Origin of the sequence: Nonomuraea rhizosphaerae (genome assembly GCF_019396405.1) — a bacterium.
GTDB classification, from domain to species: domain Bacteria; phylum Actinomycetota; class Actinomycetes; order Streptosporangiales; family Streptosporangiaceae; genus Nonomuraea; species Nonomuraea rhizosphaerae.
In genome coordinates this window covers 1-17,042 of sequence record NZ_JAHKRL010000423.1, presented here as the reverse complement: position 1 = coordinate 17,042, position 17,042 = coordinate 1, and the positions used below count along the sequence as shown (strand labels likewise).

Below are 17,042 nucleotides of genomic sequence, written 5' to 3'. Positions count from 1 at the left end.
GCAGCCCCCGCCTGGACAAGGTCCGCTGGGTGATCGCCTACTCCTCCGACAGCGCCAACATCCTCGGCGGCTTCGGCTTCCTCGACCTGTACGTCCGCTGGCAGACGTACGACGTGCCGGCCCTCGTCGTCCTGACCGGGGCCGTCCTGCTGCTGGCGCTGCTCGTCCTGGCCACCCGCCCGATCAGGATCGCCATCAGGGGCGGCCCCCGGCCGACCGGCATCCTGGTCGCCGCCACGGTGATCACGCTGCTCCTGTCCGTCTTCCCGCTGATCTGGGTCGTTCCGGTGTGGCTGGGGATGCTGGCGCCGTTCGTACGCAGGCGGACGCTGTACGTGCTGACCTTCACCTCGATCGCGGTCGTCAACGCGTACGTCACGCTGGTCAGCGGGTTCTCGTTCACGGTCGTCCTGATGCAGGCGGTGCTCACCGCCATCATCACCGGCGGCATCCTGGCGAACCTGTGGCTGTGGCGCGTCACCACGGACGCCCACGAGGGCCAGGAGGCCAGGGCCAGGCTGGCGGTGTCGGAGGAGCGGCTGCGCTTCGCCCGCGACCTGAACGACCTGCTCGGCCAGAACCTCGCCGACATCTCGGCCAAGGCGGAGACCGCCTCGCGCACGCTGGCCGGGGATCCGGCGGCGGCCTCGGCGCAGATGTTCGAGACGCGTGACCTGGCCCGGCGGGCGCTGCGCGAGGTGCGCACCGCCGTGCAGAGCTACCGGGCCCTGGACCTGGACGAGGTCCTGGCCAGCGTGCGGGCCGTGCTGGAGGCGGCGGACGTACGCTGCACCGTACGCGCCGACACCGGCTCGCTGACCGCCGAGACCCGGACGCTGCTGGCCACGGTGGTACGCGAGGGCGCGACCAACGTGCTCAAGCACAGCAAGGCCGGGCGATGCACGATCACGATCGAGGACGGAGTGCTGGAGATGACCAACGACGGGGTCGACGGGCCGGTGGGCGACCACGCGCCGGACGGGCTCGGCGGCCTGTCCCAGCGCGTCAGCGCCGCGGGCGGCACGCTGTCGGCCGCTCCCACGGCTGAGGGCGCGTACCTGCTGCGAGCGGCGGTGCCGGCATGACCCCCGTCCCCGCCGCTGGGGGCGGCGCCACGACGCGGGTGCTGCTGGCCGACGACGAGCACCTCATCCGCGGCGCGATCGCCGCCCTCCTCGACCTGGAGAACGGCATCGAGGTCGTCGCCCAGGTCGGCAGGGGCGACGAGGTCCTCGACGCCGTCCTCCAGCACCGCCCGGACGTGGCCGTGCTCGACATCGAGATGCCCGGCATGGATGGCCTCAGCGCCGCCGAGCAGATCAGCTCCCACTGCAAGATCGTCATCCTGACCAGCCTCGGCCGCCCTGGCTACCTGCGCCGCGCGATGGCCGCCGGCGTCAGCGGCTTCCTCGGCAAGGACGCCTCCGCCGAGGAGCTGGCCATGGCGATCCGCAAGGTCCAGTCGGGCGGCCGCTACCTGGACGCCGAGCTCGCCGCCGCCGCCATGGCCGCCGGCGACAGCCCCCTCACCGAACGCGAGCGCGACGCCCTCCAGCTCGCCGCCGACGGCGCCCCCATCGCCAGGATCGCCTCGGAGCTGCACCTGACGGAGGGCACGGTCCGCAACTACCTGTCGAGCGCGATGACCAAGCTCAACGCCCAGAACCGCCTGGAGGCCATCCGCACCGCCCAGCGCATGGGCTGGCTGTAACCCCCACAAACAAGGTCCTCCTCCATCGGGCCGGTTCCACACCCGACGGCGTGTGCTGCTCGCAGCGGCCCCATGCAGGCCCTGAACGTGGCGGTGTGCAAGAGCGAGGGCGACGGGGGAGGGTGCTGATGTCTTGTGCGGCGACTGATCATCAATACCCGTTGGCGTTTCTCATTCTTATCGAGCCGGACCTCAGCTACACGAGATCGTGAACGTCGCGGTCCAGGGCCCCCACTCTTGGTGCTCGATGCTCGAGTCGATGGGAGTGCAGTGGAATGCGATGTATCCCGCGCTCTTGGCCAGGGCGAAAGCCTGGGCGCGGGCCGCCTGTATGGCCTGTGCCGGGTGGGACGCGATCCCCAGGCCTTCGAATTCTTCGCTGTCCAAGGACTGAGTGACCGCAGCCGCCGCCGGCGCGGCGGCGCCCCCCAGTGCCATGGCCGCGACGGCCAGTCCCGCCAGGACGTTTCGGAGTGACATGTGCTTCCTCTCTCGAAGGTTTACCCGTCATGGCGTTCCTTCTTGTTACATGCCGTTCCGTCGCCTGCCGGCCTCCCGGCCGACAGACTTGAACGCCGCCCGCGAAACAAGGGTTTTCCCCAGGGCTTTCCGTCCCCGGCACGGGCGAAGCGCCGGCGGATGACAAGAAACTCCTAGTCCTCCTTCTCCAGAAAGGCCGGGACGGAGGCGCGCCACCCCGGAGCCGACAGAGCGTTGAGCGCGGTGACGATCCGCTTCTCCTCGTACACGAAATGGGATTCCAGCAACGCGGCCAGACTGTCGATCTCGGTCCGCACCCGCTCAGGATCGCCTCCGGGCCGGTCCAGCACGTCGCCCAGGTCGCGCATGATGGCCGCGACCTGCTCATGGTCGCGGGCGAGCTCCTCCAGCACCGGCCGCAGCTCGGGGAACTGCCCGGCCAGAGCCGGAAAGGCCGTCCGGTCCTCGCCGGTGTGATGCCTGGTCACGGCCGCGCAGAAGGCCAGGCAGTGGGCCCGCAGCTCCCGCGTCCCCGCGGCGGGGTTGTCGCGCAGCCGGGCGAGCTCCTCCCGGAGCCAGAGATGCACCTCGATCAGCTGGTTGCCGAACGCCGTCAGGCGGCCGTCCGGTGGGGTGGGTGGGTTCATGGTCATTCCATTAGAGCGTGTACGGGGACCGAGCGTGACAAATGGCCTCCCGGGTACGTCGCGACCAGGGGGACACATAAGGCGCGACGGGCAGGGCGCGGCCTCCGACACACTGGAAGGGTGAACAGGATCATCGTCAGCGGCATCTCGGGAGCGGGCAAGACGACGCTGGCCAGGAAGCTGAGCGAGCGCCTGGGCCTGCCGCGCCACGAGCTCGACGCGCTGCACCACGGCCCCGGGTGGGTGAAGCGGCCGGAGTTCGAGTCGGACGTGGACGGGTTCAGCCGGGGCGGGCGCTGGGTGAGCGAGGACCAGTACCATCGCGCGCTGGGTGACCTGCTGTGGGAGCGGGCCGACACGGTGGTGTGGCTGGATCTGCCGCGCCGTACGGTGATGTGGCGGGTGGTGCGCCGGTCGGTGGCGCGCGCGGTCAGCGGGCGGGAGCTGTGGAACGGCAACCGGGAGGCGTGGCGCGACTGGCTGGAGCCCGACCACCCGGTCCGCTGGGCGTGGCGGCACCACGGGCGGCGCAGGCGTGAGACGGCCGCCCGCGCCGAGCGCCACCCGGACGTACGGGTGATCCGGCTCCGCACCGCCCGCGAGGCGCGAAACTGGCTGAAGCAGGAGCTGAAGCGGCAGCGGGAGCAGAAGCGGGAGGCCGGACAGCCCGCGCCTCCCGCTCCACGAAACCCGGCGCAGGCGGCTTACGCGGCCCGCGGCCCGGGGTCAGGACCCGGACCCGGACCCGAGACGACGATCTCCTGCGACCCGTCCCCGCCGCCACCCCCGCCGCCGTCCCCGGTGACGAGCGTCAGCTTCGGCCCGGAACCGTCACCGGGACCGGGACCGCTGACGACGATCTTGGGTCCTGTCCCGTCCCCGCCGCCGGTGCCGGTGATGACGACCGTGCCGGTGTCCGCCGGGTCGGTGGTGTCGGCGTGTGCGGCGGCGGTGCCCGCAAGACCGAGGATCGGCAAGGCCAGCACGGTCACGGCTCGGCCCAACTGTCTGCGCATGGTCGGAAACTCCTCACCAGGGGCCGGATGCCCCTTCACAGGTGAGGCGTGCCGTCCCGTTCCAGCCGTTACCGCCTGACCAGCAGGGCCACGCACTCCACGTGGTGGGTCATCGGGAAGGCGTCGAAGGCGCGCAGGTCGGTCAGCGGGTAGCCGTGGTCGCCGAACCAGGCCAGGTCGCGGGCCAGCGTGGCCGGGTCGCACGAGACGTACACGATCCGGGTGGCCTCCAGCGAGGCGATCCGGTCCACCACCTCGCGCCCGAGCCCGGCCCTGGGCGGGTCCACCACGATGATGTCGGCGCGTTCGATCTGGAAGCGGTCGAGCGCCTCCTCCACGCGTCCGCGCTCCACCCGGGCCTGGGGCAGGTCGCGCAGGTTGGCGCGGGCGTCGCGGACCGCCGCCGACTCCGACTCCAGCCCGAACACCGCCCCCTCGGCCCCCACGCCCTCCGCCAGCCCGGCCGCGAACAGCCCGACGCCGCAGTAGAGGTCCAGCGCCCACTCCCCCGGCTCGGGGGCGGCGTAGGACAGGACGGCGTCCAGCAGCGTCTCGGCCGCCCCCGGGTGCACCTGCCAGAAGCCGCTGCCGGCCACCCGGAACTCACGGTCCTCGACCTGCTCGCGCAGCACTCCCGAGCCTCTGCGCGGCGCCGTGTGCCCCTTGCCCTGATCCACCAGGATCGAGGAGCCGGCGTCCAGGTCGGGGACGGTCACGCTGCGCCTGGGCCGCGGCCGGACCACGACGGCGCGGTCACCGGCCGAGGAGGCGATCACCTCGACGGCGGAGGCGCCCGGCCAGGCGCGCAGCTCGGCCCCGACCGCCTCCACCTCGGGGTGCGCGATGAGGCAGGCGTCGACCGTCTCGATGTCGTGGGAGCGGTGCCTGCGGAACCCCAGCTCCCCGCCGGGCCGGGCGGCGAACTGCACGCGGGTGCGCCAGCCGAGCCCGTCCTTGGCCCCCGGCAGCTCCTCGACCACGACCTCGCGCTCGATCCCGGCGAGCCTGGCCAGCTGCTCGGCGACGACGGCCGACTTCAGGCCGCGCTGCGCCTCCAGGGTGGCGTGCTGCCAGTCGCAGCCGCCGCACCGGCCGGGCCCCGCGTACGGGCAGGGCGGCACGACGCGGTCGGGCGACGGGTCGAGGATCTCGACGGCGTCGGCCCGCAGGAAACGGGTCGTCTCCTCGGTGACCTGGGCGAGCACCCGCTCGCCCGGCAGGGCGTGCCGTACGAAGACCACGCGCCCTTCGTGGCGCGCCACGCACCAGCCGCCATGGGCGACCGGACCTACCGTCAGCTCCAGAGATGCCTGTTCCACACGGCTACCCTATGCCCCGCGCGGATCAGGGCGTCTTGACCTCGCGGTCCTTGGGCGGCCGTTGCTGCCGGGGCCGGCGTGAGGCGCCGGGCGCGAAGGGCTCGGGCCGCTTGCCGAGCCGCAGCGACGAGTGCAGCTGCCACGGCACGCTCGTCACCATCACGCCGGGCTTGAACAGCAGCCGGGCCTTCAGCCTGAGCGCGCTCTGGTTGTGCAGCAGGTGCTCCCACCAGTGCCCCACCACGTACTCGGGGATGAAGACGGTCACCACGTCGCGGGGCGAGCGCCGCCGCAGCGTCTTGACGTAGTCGAGGATGGGCTGGGTGATCTCCCGGTACGGGGAGTCGAGCATCTTCAGCGGCACCGGGATGCCGCGGCGCTCCCATTCCTCCTGGAGCTGGCGCGCCTCGATCCCCTCCACGCCCACGGTGACGGCCTCCAGCGTGGAGGGCCGGGTGGCCCGCGCGTACGCGAGGGCCCGCAGCGTCGGCTTGTGGATCTTGGAGACGAGGACGATCGCGTGGTTGCGCGCCGGGAGCATCGACTCGTCGATCTCCTCGTTGACCTCCAGCTCGGCGGCCACGTTGTCGTAGTGGCGCCGGATGCCCTTCATCATGAGGAACAGCACCGGCATCGCGAAGCACACGATCCACGCCCCGACCATGAACTTCGTCAGCAGCACCACGACCAGCACCAGCCCGGTCATGATGCCGCCGAAGAAGTTGATCACGCGTGAGCGCTGCATCTGGTGGCGGGTGCGGGGGTCGGTCTCGGTCTTGAGGTGGCGGGTCCAGTGGATGACCATGCCGGTCTGGCTGAGCGTGAAGGAGACGAAGACGCCGACGATGTAGAGGTTCAGCAGGCGGCTGACGTCGGCCTGGAACCCCCACAGCAGCAGGCACGCCCCCAGGGCCAGGATGACGATGCCGTTGGAGAAGGCCAGCCGGTCGCCGCGCGTGTGGAGCTGGCGGGGCAGGTAGCGGTCCTGGGCCAGGATCGAGCCGAGGACGGGGAAGCCGTTGAAGGCGGTGTTGGCGGCCAGGAACAGGATGAGCGCGGTCACCGCCGAGATGACGATGAACGGCAGCGACCCACCGCCGAAGACCGCGTCGGCCACCTGCGAGATGATCGGCTGCTGGTAGTAGCCGGGCCCGACCGGCTGCCCGTCGGCCCGGTGCAGGTCGGTGGCCACCACCGACGGCTCGGCCACCTTCACGCCGGAGGCCAGGCCGAGCGCGATGATGCCGCTGAACATGACGATCGCGACCAGGCCCATCATGAGCAGCGTGGTGGCGGCGTTCCTGCTCTTGGGCTTGCGGAAGGCGGGCACGCCGTTGCTGATCGCCTCGACCCCGGTCAGGGCGGCGCAGCCGGAGGAGAAGGCCCGCAGGATCAGGAACGCGGCGGCGAAGCTCGTCAGGTTGGTCATCTCGGCGTCGACGGTGAAGCCGGCGCTGGGCGCCCGCAGCTCGTCGCCGAGCACCAGCAGCCGGAAACCGCCCCACGCGATCAGCAGCAGCACCGCCGCCATGAACGCATATGTCGGGATGGCGAATGCGGCGCCCGACTCGCGCAGGCCGCGCAGGTTGACCACGGTGAGCAGGACCACGATCACGATGGCGACGGCGGGCTTGTGCTCGCCCACGAACGGGATGGTGGCGCCCACGTAGTCGACGCCGTTGGCGACCGACACGGCGACGGTCAGGACGTAGTCGACCATGAGCGCGCTGGCGACCGTGAGCCCGGCGTTCTTGCCCAGGTTGGTGGTGGCGACCTCGTAGTCGCCGCCGCCGCTGGGGTAGGCGTGCACGTTCTGCCGGTACGAGGCCACGACCGTGAGCATCACGACCACGACCGCGAGCGCGACCCACGGGCTGTAGGAGTAGAACGAGACGCCGGCCAGCGAGAGGATGACCAGGATTTCCTGCGGAGCGTAGGCCACCGAGGACAGCGCGTCGCTGGCGAAGACCGGCAGGGCTATGCGTTTGGGCAGCAGTTGCTCGTGGAGCTGGCCGCTTCTCAGCGCCCTGCCCACGAGCACGCGTTTGACAAGATCCGTTACCTTCGCCACGTGACCTGATGCTATTCCATGTCTCGGCACCGCAGCCGGGTGCTCCCCCTCGTCAAGCCTAGGGGTAGCACCGGGGTGTTCGTTACTCCCGCCATACTAGAAGCGAGCAGAAGAGCCGACCGCGGAGTGCGGGGGAGAATGCATATAGTGATCATGGGATGCGGCCGGGTCGGCTCGACCCTGGCGCACATCCTCGAGGACAACGGCCACTCGGTCGCGATCATCGATCGTGACCCTCAGGCGTTCCGCCGGCTGCGCGCCGGGTTCCGCGGGCGGCGGGTGACCGGGGTCGGCTTCGACCGCGACGTGCTCACCGAGGCGGGGATCGAGACCGCGGCCGCGTACGTGGCGGTCTCCAGCGGCGACAACTCCAACATCATCTCCGCGCGGGTGGCGCGCGAGACGTTCGGCGTCGACAACGTGGTGGCCCGCATCTACGACCCCCGCCGGGCCGAGGTCTACCAGCGGCTCGGCATCCCGACCGTGGCCACCGTGCGCTGGACCGCCGACCAGATCCTGCGCCGCATCCTGCCCGAGGGCGCCGAGCCGCTCTGGCGCGACCCGACCGGCACCGTGGTCCTGGCCGAGGTCACCGTCAACTCCACGTGGATCGGCACCCGCGTCCTCGACCTGGAGTCCCGCGCCCGCACCCGCGCCGCCTACATCAACCGCATGGGTGAGGCCCTGGTCATCGCCGACGACACCGTGATCCAGGAGGGCGACGTGCTGCACGTCGTCGCCGCCGAGAACGACATGGACCGGATCAACAAGGTGCTGGCCGCGGCACCGGAAGAGGACCACTGATGCGCGTCGCCATCGCCGGTGCGGGGGCCGTGGGCCGCTCCATCGCGGCGGAGCTGCTGGAGAACGGCCACGAGGTCCTGCTCATCGACATCGACCCCAGGGCGATCAAGATCGACAGCGTGCCGCGGGCGGAGTGGCTGCTCGCCGACGCCTGCGAGATCGCCTCGCTCGACGAGGCGGGCCTGAACAACTGCCACGTCGTGGTCGCCTCCTCCGGCGACGACAAGGTCAACCTCGTGGTCTCGCTGCTGGCCAAGACCGAGTACGGGGTGCCGCGCGTGGTGGCCCGCATCAACCACCCCAACAACGAGTGGCTGTTCAACGAGTCGTGGGGCGTGGACGTGGCCGTCTCGACGCCGCGCCTGCTGAGCGCGCTGGTGGAGGAGGCGGTGAGCGTCGGCGACCTGGTGCGGCTGATGACGTTCCGCCAGGGGCAGGCCAACCTGGTCGAGCTGACCCTCGCCGACGACGCCCCGGTGGTGGGCCAGCGGGCGGGCTCGGTGCCGTGGCCGGTCGACTCGGCGCTGGTCGCGATCCTGCGCGAGGGCCGGGTGCTGGTCCCGACCGACGACGACCCGCTGGAGGCGGGCGACGAACTGCTGTTCGTGGCCAGCCAGGAGGTCGAGGAGGAGCTGGCCCACCTGCTCTCCCAGCACTGACCGTTCTTGCCGTGTGGGGTCACCCCACACGGCGGTCAGAAGTCTTCGATCGAGGCCAGGTCGATGTCGGCGTCGATGTCGAAGGGGAGGGCCAGTTTCAGCTTGTCACGGTGTATGCCCGTCGGGACATAACTTCCAGTGGCAGGGTCCAGCTCATAGACATAAACGACAGGACCGTGCGTGTCGCGTTCCACTCGCCAGAAGTGCGGGATGCCCGCCGCAGCGTACAGCTGCGGTTTGCGGACGCGGTCCCGGATCCTGGACTCGGGGGATACCACCTCGACAACCAGGACGACGTCCCCCGCCTCGTAATAGGTCTTGCTGAGGTCACCGTGCGCGGCGTCGGCCTTGACGACGCTGAGGTCGGGCTCCGGACGCTGCCCGGCCTCCAGAATGACGCTCACCTCGCGCCGCACCTTGAACTCCTTCGGGGCACACCGTTTGAGCGCCATGCGGAGGAGATCGATCGCCTGCGCGTGGAAGACGAGTTGAGGACTCACGAAGACCAAGCTTCCATCAATCAACTCTGTGTGCGCAGGCAAATCCGGAATGTGATCGAGATCTTGAGCCTCGAAGCCCTCCGGCGGCGGAAAGACCCAGGCGGGCAGTGAGGAGGGGGGCTCCATCTCAAAGCTCACCTCTTCTTGGTAGATCACCGCTTCGGCCGTCATGGCTCCACGTTACCAACTTCCGGCCTTCACGCCGGGTGAACATCCCAACACAATCAGGCAGGGGCGACCGGTGGTTTGATCGGGGTGCGGCCGCGGCCGAGGACCCAGAGCATCGCGCCCAGCGCGGCCACCTGCAGCGGCCAGCCCATGACGATCTTGGCGAAGCCGAGCGCCGCCACCGCCTCGTCGCCGCCGCCGAACAGCCACACCGGAAGCTGCACCGCCACCCGCACCACGCACGGGATCAGCAGCAGCCAGGTCAGCTTGGAGCACAGCCGGACGATGCCCGGGTCCTTGTGCCAGGCCGTCGGGTCGCCGGTGACCGAGCCGATGAGGAACCCGACCACCGGCCAGCGGGTGACGATCGACAGCAGCATGGCCACCGAGTAGCCGGCGTTCCACAGGATGCCGGGCAGGAAGTAGTCTTTCGCGTCGCCGGAGCGGCTGGCGAAGAAGGCGCCGATCGCGATGCCGATCAGGCTGTTGATCACGAACTGCGGCGTCGACTTCTGCACGATCCGCACCAGCAGCAGCAGCACCGCCAGCGAGATGCTCACCATGAGCGAGGTCTTCAGCTCTTCGGTGATGATCCACGTCAGCGTGAACGCGATGGTCGGCACCGCCGCCTCGACGATGCCGCGCACACCGCCGAAGGCCTTGGCGAGCTGGGCTCGCACGGCTGCCTCGACGGTCTCGTGGGCGACCTCTTCCGCCTCAGCACTCACCTGATCAGCTCCCTGGGCGCAGCTCGTAGCGGGGGTTGAACATCACCTTGCGCCCGTCCTGCATGGAGACCAGGCCCTCGGCCTTGACGATGCGTCCGGGCTCGATGCCGGCGATCTTGCGGCGGCCGAGCCAGACGAGGTCGATCACGTCGGACCCGTCGTACAGCTCGGCCTCCAGAGCGGGGGCGCCGCCCCTCGGACGCAGTGTCACGGTACGTAGCGTACCCGCCACGCAGAAGCGGCGGCGGCCTCCGCACGAGACGATCGGGGTGGCGCCGACCTCGTCGGCGTCCTCCCGCAGCTCCTGGGCTTCGATCTCGGACTGGGTGGAGGCCAGCCGACTGAAGAACCCGCGCAATCCCCCGCGTTTCGGAGGCTCTGCCGTACTCATGATGACTCAGCTTATGTGATGGAGGCCGTCAGCGAATCTCGCTGATTTCCGGACCGCGTTTGAACGGGTTGAGCGCCGGCGGCTCGTTCGTCTCGGCCGACTGCTGCTCGTTGGGGCGGCGCAGCGTGATGGCCTCCTCGCGGGCCATCGGCTCGGTGCCGCGCACGACCACGACGTCCCTGACGAAGTCGAGGAACGCGCCGGCCACGGCCTCGTCGAGCGCCGCCCGGCCGCTGATCATCGCCAGCAGGAACCAGCGGGGGCCGTCGATGCCGATGTAGCGGGCCTTGCGGGTCTGGCCGTCGTTGCTGATCTCGCCGGTCAGCTCCGGGCCGAAGGGGCCCTCCCGCTCGGTGAGGTCGGTGGCGGTGCCCTTGATCTTGGACCTGACCTCGTCCCACAGCCCCATGGTCTTGGGCGCGGCCAGGGCCTGGAGCTGCAGCGAGCTCTCCTCGTACAGCACGACCACGCCGACGTGCTGGTCGCCCACGGAGGCCAGCCGCACGTCGAAGTCGGGGTTGTGGGGCAGGCGCAGCCCGCCCAGGTCGATGCGGTCGGTGTCGGGGTGGGGCTCGTCGGCGTCCCACGGGCCGGACTCCCGCGTCGGCGCGGCGGCGTCCTGCTCCGCCACCTGGTCCGGCTGCTCACGACGGCGACGTCGGAACACTGTGCTCACTCTCCCTGGTTAACGTCCTGTTGATCCGAAACCGCCCGCGCCGCGCACCGAGCCCGGCAGCCCCTCCACCTCGGCGAACGCCACGCGTTCGACCCGCTGCACGACGAGCTGGGCCACCCGGTCGCCGCGGCGCACAAGGAAGGGCTCCCTGGCATCCGTGTTGATCATGGTCACCTTGATCTCGCCGCGGTAGCCGGCGTCGATCGTGCCCGGCGCGTTGACCAGCGTGACGCCGTGCCTGGCGGCCAGGCCGGAGCGTGGGTGCACGAACGCCGCGTACCCGTCGGGCAGCGCGATCGCCACGCCGGTCGGGACCACGGCCCGCTCGCCGGGCTTCAGCTCGACCTCGGCCGCGGCGTAGAGGTCGGCCCCGGCATCGCCGGGACGGGCGTAGGAGGGCACCGGAAGCCCGTCGTCGAGCCGATGGATCTGGACCTGCACGTCGGTCAAGAGTTCACCTCACGGTCGTGGTGCGCGGCGGTGATGCGCCTCCCAGCCTCAAGGTACGCCTTCTCGCGCGTGCTATCGCCGCACCCGGCGCGAGGGTGGAGTGTCGTGCCGGTGAGAAAGGGAGAAAGGCGCCCGAACCTCCGGGGCGGCGCGGTGGTCACGGGTGACGAGGTTACTCGGTGCCCGCCGTCGCGCCGCCCTCGGCGGGCGGTGAGGTCCGCGAGATCCGCGGTGAGGACCGGCCGGGCGGTGGCGGCCCGGGAGCGTCCGGTGAGGGGGCCGGGGGCAGTGCGGGTCGCTGGTGCCGCAGCTCCGGCAGCGCCCGGTAGATCACCGCCGCCACCGGCACGGCCACGGCCGCGCCCGCGATCCCGGCCAGGATGCCGCCGACCGCCAGGACCAGGATGATGGCCAGCGGGTGGAAGTTGAGCGCCCGGCCGACGATCAGCGGCTGGAGCACGTGGTTCTCCAGCTGCTGCTCGACGATCAGGATGCCGACGAAGATCAGCGCGTACACGGGCCCCTGCGCGCCGAGCGTGACCAGGGTGGCGACCGTGCCGGCGAAGAAGATGCCGACGATCGGGATGAAGCTGGCGAAGAAGATCAGCACCGCCAGCGGCGCCCAGAGCGGCACCCCCATCCCGGCGAGCACGATGCCCATGATCACGCCGTGGACGGCGGCCACGGCGACCGTGCCCTGCACGTAGTGGGACAAGGTGGCCCAGGCGGCGCGCCCGGCCCGGTCGACCCGCGGCGACATCGAGCCGAAGCCCCTGAGGAACCAGGACCAGATCCGGTCGCCGTCCTTGAGCAGGAAGAACGTGACGAACAGCAGCAGCACCAGCGAGGCGAGCACCTCGAAGGCCACCGCCCCGGCGGTCAGCACCGTGCTGGTGATGGCCGTGCGCTGGGCGTTGACCATCGTCGCGACTTCGTCGACGTAGCTGGTGATCTGCGCTTCCTTGAGGTGCAGCGGCCCGGTGATCAGCCACTCCTGCACCGTGCGGGCGGTGGTCTGGACCTGCTGGACGAGGTTGGGGAACTCCTCCGTGGCCCGCGCGCCGACCAGCCAGCCGGTGCCGGCCAGCACGGCCAGGGCGACCACCATCGTGATCCAGGTGGCGTAGATGGGCCGCATCCCCGCCTGGCGCAGGCTGTTGGTGAGCGGGAACAGCAGCGCGGTCAGCAGCAGCGCGATGGCGACCGGCAGCGCGACGAAGCTGAGCCGCGCGATGGCCAGGACGAAGAAGTACACGACCACGCCGACGAGGATCAGGCACAGGCACCACGCGGCCATCTTCGCCAGCACGGGTGGCACGAGTTTGGTGGGGCGGTCGCTCAGCACGTGTTCAAGACTGGCACGTCAGCGGACTGGATGCGCACGATTAACCGGCCCCTGCGGGAGTCACGCGCCGGGGCGGGCGCATGACCGGCCGGCGCTTGATAGCTGTCCGGGTCTGTGCAAGGCCATGATCGCGTGTCACCGTTGCCCCATGAAGTGCGTGAAGGCTCTGGTGGTCGTCGCTTCGGTCGCATGCCTCGTCGCCGTACCCACACCGGCCCTCGCCGAACGTGGCGCGCCCGCGCTGGACGTTCTGTCGAGCCGCGCCGACCAGGTGAGCGGCGGCGACGCCCTGGTCAGGGTACGGGTCAGCCGCGGCGTGCGGCTGAAGGTGCTGCGCAACGGCGAGGACGTCACCTCGGTCTTCAAGGCGGATCCCGGCGGCGAGTCGTTCACCGGCCTGGTGAGCGGCCTGTACGAGGGCGACAACACGATCAAGGCCCAGGCCGGCCCGTTCAAGGAGACGCTGAGGCTGCGCAACCACCCGATCGGGGGGCCGATCTTCTCGGGGCCGCACCAGTACCCCTTCTTATGCAAGACCGAGCGCGCCGGCCTGGGCGCGCCCGTCGCCGACAACCAGGAGGGGCAGGGCTACCGCACCAACGGCGGCTGGAGCAGGGACTGCTTCGCCCCCGTGCTGAAGGAGCGCCTCTACCGCTCGACCGCCGGCACGTTCAAGACGATGCCCGCCGAGCGCCCCGCCGACATGTCGACCACGACCACGCTCGACGGCAGGACGGTCGACTTCGTGATCCGCCGCGAGCGCGGGGTGATCAACCGGTTCCTGTACTCGATCGCGATGCTGGAGGACGGCTACAACGGCCGGGCGGTCTACCGCTTCGACGGCGGCGTGGGAATCGGGCACGACCAGGGGCAGCTCGGCGGCAGCGCGCTCGACTCGTACGGGCTGGGCAAGGGCTACGCGATCCTGCACTCCTCGGGCACCCGCACCAGCACGCACTACAACCTGATCGTCGGCGGCGAGACGGCGCTGATGCTCAAGGAGCGTTTCGTCGAGCAGTACGGCATGCCGCTCTACACGGTCGGCATGGGCGGCTCGGGCGGCGCGATCCAGCAGTACCTGTACGCCCAGAACTACGGCACCAAGGTCATCGACGCGGCGATCCCCCAGTACTCCTATCCCGACATGGTCACCCAGACCATCCACGTCGGCGACTGTGAGCTGCTGGAGAACTACATGGACCACAACCCGCGCTGGGCCTCCTGGGACTCCCGCAGCGCGCTGATCGGCATGAACGCCAGCGACACCGTCGACAACCCGTACACGGGCAAGAAGGGCTCCGACGAGTGCGTCAGGGGCTGGCGCGGGCTCACGCCGCTGACCATGAACCCGCTGTGGACCTCCAACAACGACGCCGAGTGGGCCAAGATGGACCCGCCGGGCGTCAAGGACACGGTCCAGTGGACGCACTGGGACGACCTGCGCAACGTGTACGGCGTCGGCCCCGACGGCTACGCCCGCTCCACGTGGGACAACGTGGGCGTGCAGTACGGCCTGTCCGCGCTGGTCAAGGGCGTGATCACGGCCGCCGAGTTCCTGGACGTCAACGCGCGCGCGGGCGGCTGGAAGGAGGCGGCGGACATGGTGGCCGAGGGCTGCCCGTTCGTCGCCGCGGCCTGCCAGGACGCGGCCCAGTTCGACCCGTGGAGCGCCCGCAACATCACCACCGGCGACCCCGCGCCCCGGCGCGCCGGGGACCCGATCGCGATCAAGAACGTGGAGCGCAGCGGGCTGGTGTTCAGGGGCGACATCGCCATCCCGGTCATCGACTGGCGCCACTACCTGGAGGACCAGCTCGACATGCACAACTCGCGCCAGTCGTTCGTGTCGCGGCAGCGGATGCTCGACTACGACGGCAACGCGAGCAACCAGGTCATCTGGTTCACCGACGCGCGCCCCGACGGGCCGGCCTTCGACCAGACGCCCGAGGCGCTGCAGGTGATGGACGAGTGGATGGCCAACATCCGCTCCCGTCCGTGGCGCGGCGTCGCGGGCAACAAGCCGGCCAAGGCCGTGGACCGCTGCTTCGCCACGGACGGCTCCGAGATCGCGGCGGGCCCGCGCGTGTGGGACGGCATCCTGGACCGGCACGCGGCCGGGGCCTGCACGGCGCGCTTCCCCGTCTACGACACCTCGCGCGTGGTGGCGGGCGGGCCGCTTCAGGGCAACGTCTACAAGTGCCGGCTGCAGCCGGTGTCCAGGGCGATCGCGCGCGGCCTGTACGGGGCGTGGCGGCCGTCGCCGGCGGAGCGGGCGCGCCTTGAGGCGATCTTCCCGTCGGGCGTCTGCGACTACTGACCTCCTCCCGGCCGGGTCAGAGTCGCGTGGAGCGCCTGGGCGAACTCCCGGGGGCGCCACATGTAGCCGGTGTGGTCGCCGGGGAACGGGGTCGCCTCGGTGCCGAGCCGGTCGGCCAGGGTCAGGACGACGCGGGTGGCGACCTCGGCCCGGTACCGGCCGAGCCCGAGCACCAGCGCGGGCAGCTTCGCGCGAAGCGCGGCGAGGTCGGGACGGTAGCGGGTGAACGGCAGCATCTCGTGGGCCAGCAGGAACTCCCGGTTGCCCTCGACGCGGCCGCCGAACCCCGGGTCGGCGGGGTAGTCGCCGTCCGCCGCCGGATCGTCCTGGCCCGGATCGATGGTCATGAACTGCTCGAACGCCGCCTGCACGCCCCTCGTGCGGTAGGTCCGGTGGACGGCCTCGTACTTCGCCTGCTGGGCCGCGGCGTCGGCGAGCACGGCCGGCACCGGCGGCTCGTGCGCGACCACCGTGCCGAGCCGGTCCCGGTAGCGGGTGGCGAGTTCGAGCGCGACGATGGCCCCTCCGCTGCTGCCGAACACGTGCGGCGGCGTGTCGGCCAGCGCCTCGACCAGCAGCGCGGCGTCCTCGGCCTGCCGGTCGAGCCGCAGGTCGGCGGGCTGCCCGTCGAGCCGGCTCCTGGAGTTGCCGCGGCGGTCGTAGGTGATGACCGTGTAGTGCGCGGCCAGTTCGGGTGCCGTGGCGGCGAAGGAGCCGGCGTCGGTCGCGCCGCCGTGGATCATCAGCAGGGGCGGGCCGGAGCCCCGCGTCTCGTAGTACAGCCGCGCCCCCGGCACCCGCAGGTACCCCGTCCGGACCTCCGGCCGGGATGCGGCCGGGCCTTCCGCGCAGCCGCCGAGCGACGTGGCGACGACGGCGGCGGCGGAGCCGAGCAGCAGTGTTCGTCTGGTGAGCATGAGCCGATTCCAGCCCGGCGCCGTTCGCCGCCGGAAGCGGACGAAGGCGGGATTCGCGCTCCCCGAAGCGCCGCGAAGGACCTGGTAGGTACTACTTAAGTAGGGTTTTCGCTCCGCCTCGGCCGTCCGCCGGACGGCGGCGGTTATGGTCTGGCCATGGGACGCGAGCGGGTCGTGGACATCGTCGTGGTGATCCTGGCCGGCGTCCTCTCCGTGACCGGGACGGTGACCCAGGTCCCGGTCGTCCGTGAGCCGTACGACCTCGTCGTCTTCTGCCTGCCTGCGGCGGGCGCGGCGGCCCTGTGGTTCCGCCGCCGGGCGCCGGTCGCGGTCGCCTGGCTCATGGTGGTGCTCGCCCTCACGCTGGTGGCGGCGGCGCGGGTGTGGCCGGGGCCGCTGCCGGGAACCCGCCTGGAGCCGGAGGTCACGCTGCTGCCGGGGGCCGTCCCCTTCGCCGCGTACGCCGTGGCGGCCTTCGCCCGTGACCGGCGCCTCGCGTGGCCGCCGCTGGTCGTGGTGGCCGCCGTCGCGTTCCTGGGCGCGCCGCCCTCGTCCCGCGCGGTCGCCGTCGCGGGCACGGTCGTCGTCCTGGTGGTCGCGCCCGCCGTTCTGGGCAGGTACGTCGTGCTACGAGCCGAACGCGCCAGGCGCGACCACCACCTGCGTGCCGAGCGGGCCCGCAGGCAGGAGCGGCTGCGGCTGGCCGCCGAGATCCACGACGTGGTGAGCCACCGGGTGAGCGTCATGGTGCTGCAGGCCGGGGCGTTGCAGCTGACCGCCGCCGACGAGGCGACCAGGCAGGCGGCGGGACAGCTGCGGACGGCCCGCTGGCCGACCCTCCGC

The 17,042-nt window shown here is 71.1% G+C and carries 17 protein-coding genes; 7 read left to right on the top strand and 10 right to left on the bottom strand.

Going from position 1 to position 17,042, the window contains the following annotated elements; genetic code table 11:
- A partial coding sequence (locus tag KME77_RS21865; protein WP_219470675.1) for a sensor histidine kinase occupies nucleotides 1-1,085 on the top strand: 1,085 nt, incomplete at its 5' end.
- Nucleotides 1,082-1,711, top strand: coding sequence for a response regulator transcription factor (locus KME77_RS21860; protein ID WP_219470672.1), 630 nt, complete (start codon nucleotides 1,082-1,084; stop codon nucleotides 1,709-1,711). The genes KME77_RS21865 and KME77_RS21860, both read left to right, overlap by 4 nt.
- Before the next feature lie 653 nt (nucleotides 1,712-2,364).
- On the opposite strand, the gene KME77_RS21855 is transcribed toward KME77_RS21860, so the two are convergent.
- Nucleotides 2,365-2,838, bottom strand: a complete 474-nt coding sequence (locus KME77_RS21855; RefSeq protein WP_219470670.1) for a hemerythrin domain-containing protein — start codon at nucleotides 2,836-2,838, stop codon at nucleotides 2,365-2,367.
- Nucleotides 2,839-2,958: 120 nt separating this feature from the next.
- Here KME77_RS21855 and KME77_RS21850 point away from each other — a divergent pair, with 120 nt between their 5' ends.
- Nucleotides 2,959-3,933 (top strand): P-loop NTPase family protein, encoded by a 975-nt coding sequence (locus KME77_RS21850; RefSeq protein WP_219470668.1) that lies wholly within the window; start codon nucleotides 2,959-2,961, stop codon nucleotides 3,931-3,933.
- Here KME77_RS21850 and KME77_RS21845 read toward each other — a convergent pair.
- Both KME77_RS21845 and KME77_RS21840 read right to left on the bottom strand, forming a co-directional pair.
- Nucleotides 3,923-5,173 (bottom strand): class I SAM-dependent RNA methyltransferase, encoded by a 1,251-nt coding sequence (locus KME77_RS21845; protein WP_308250820.1) that lies wholly within the window; start codon nucleotides 5,171-5,173, stop codon nucleotides 3,923-3,925. The two genes, KME77_RS21850 and KME77_RS21845, sit on opposite strands and share 11 nt — an antisense overlap.
- 25 nt (nucleotides 5,174-5,198) lie before the next feature.
- A complete protein-coding gene (locus KME77_RS21840; protein ID WP_219470667.1) occupies nucleotides 5,199-7,244 on the bottom strand; it encodes an APC family permease in 2,046 nt (681 codons plus the stop codon).
- Between the two features lie 138 nt (nucleotides 7,245-7,382).
- Between KME77_RS21840 and KME77_RS21835 the strand changes: the two genes are divergently transcribed.
- Both KME77_RS21835 and KME77_RS21830 read left to right on the top strand, forming a co-directional pair.
- Entirely contained in the window at nucleotides 7,383-8,048 is a 666-nt protein-coding gene (locus KME77_RS21835) for a potassium channel family protein (RefSeq protein ID WP_219470664.1), read from the top strand.
- On the top strand, nucleotides 8,048-8,707 hold the full coding sequence (locus KME77_RS21830) for a potassium channel family protein (RefSeq protein ID WP_219470662.1): 660 nt from the start codon (nucleotides 8,048-8,050) through the stop codon (nucleotides 8,705-8,707). The genes KME77_RS21835 and KME77_RS21830 overlap by 1 nt, the downstream gene beginning before the upstream one ends.
- 35 nt (nucleotides 8,708-8,742) lie before the next feature.
- Here the strand turns inward: KME77_RS21830 and KME77_RS21825 are convergent, their stop codons facing one another.
- From KME77_RS21825 to KME77_RS21800, 6 genes are all read right to left on the bottom strand, one after another.
- Entirely contained in the window at nucleotides 8,743-9,333 is a 591-nt protein-coding gene (locus tag KME77_RS21825; RefSeq protein ID WP_219470680.1) for a Uma2 family endonuclease, read from the bottom strand.
- Nucleotides 9,334-9,431: 98 nt separating this feature from the next.
- Nucleotides 9,432-10,103 (bottom strand): DUF3159 domain-containing protein, encoded by a 672-nt coding sequence (locus KME77_RS21820; RefSeq protein WP_308250819.1) that lies wholly within the window; start codon nucleotides 10,101-10,103, stop codon nucleotides 9,432-9,434.
- A gap of 4 nt (nucleotides 10,104-10,107) precedes the next feature.
- The gene (locus KME77_RS21815) at nucleotides 10,108-10,494 is read right to left on the bottom strand and encodes an OB-fold nucleic acid binding domain-containing protein (RefSeq protein ID WP_219470660.1); all 387 of its coding nucleotides are present in this window, start codon (nucleotides 10,492-10,494) and stop codon (nucleotides 10,108-10,110) included.
- A gap of 28 nt (nucleotides 10,495-10,522) precedes the next feature.
- The gene (locus KME77_RS21810; protein ID WP_308250818.1) at nucleotides 10,523-11,161 is read right to left on the bottom strand and encodes a DUF3710 domain-containing protein; all 639 of its coding nucleotides are present in this window, start codon (nucleotides 11,159-11,161) and stop codon (nucleotides 10,523-10,525) included.
- An 18-nt stretch (nucleotides 11,162-11,179) separates the two neighbouring features.
- Nucleotides 11,180-11,620 (bottom strand): dUTP diphosphatase, encoded by a 441-nt coding sequence (dut, locus tag KME77_RS21805; RefSeq protein ID WP_219470659.1) that lies wholly within the window; start codon nucleotides 11,618-11,620, stop codon nucleotides 11,180-11,182.
- 172 nt (nucleotides 11,621-11,792) lie between these two features.
- Nucleotides 11,793-12,965, bottom strand: coding sequence for an AI-2E family transporter (locus tag KME77_RS21800; protein WP_219470657.1), 1,173 nt, complete (start codon nucleotides 12,963-12,965; stop codon nucleotides 11,793-11,795).
- Nucleotides 12,966-13,113: 148 nt separating this feature from the next.
- On the opposite strand from KME77_RS21800, the gene KME77_RS21795 reads away from it, so the two are divergent.
- Nucleotides 13,114-15,282 (top strand): DUF6351 family protein, encoded by a 2,169-nt coding sequence (locus KME77_RS21795; protein WP_219470655.1) that lies wholly within the window; start codon nucleotides 13,114-13,116, stop codon nucleotides 15,280-15,282.
- Here KME77_RS21795 and KME77_RS21790 read toward each other — a convergent pair.
- Complete coding sequence (locus tag KME77_RS21790; protein WP_219470652.1) at nucleotides 15,276-16,199, bottom strand: alpha/beta fold hydrolase; 924 nt, start codon at nucleotides 16,197-16,199, stop codon at nucleotides 15,276-15,278. The genes KME77_RS21795 and KME77_RS21790 overlap by 7 nt on opposite strands.
- 156 nt (nucleotides 16,200-16,355) lie before the next feature.
- Here KME77_RS21790 and KME77_RS21785 point away from each other — a divergent pair.
- The coding region (locus KME77_RS21785; protein ID WP_219470650.1) for a histidine kinase at nucleotides 16,356-17,042 on the top strand (687 nt) is incomplete at its 3' end.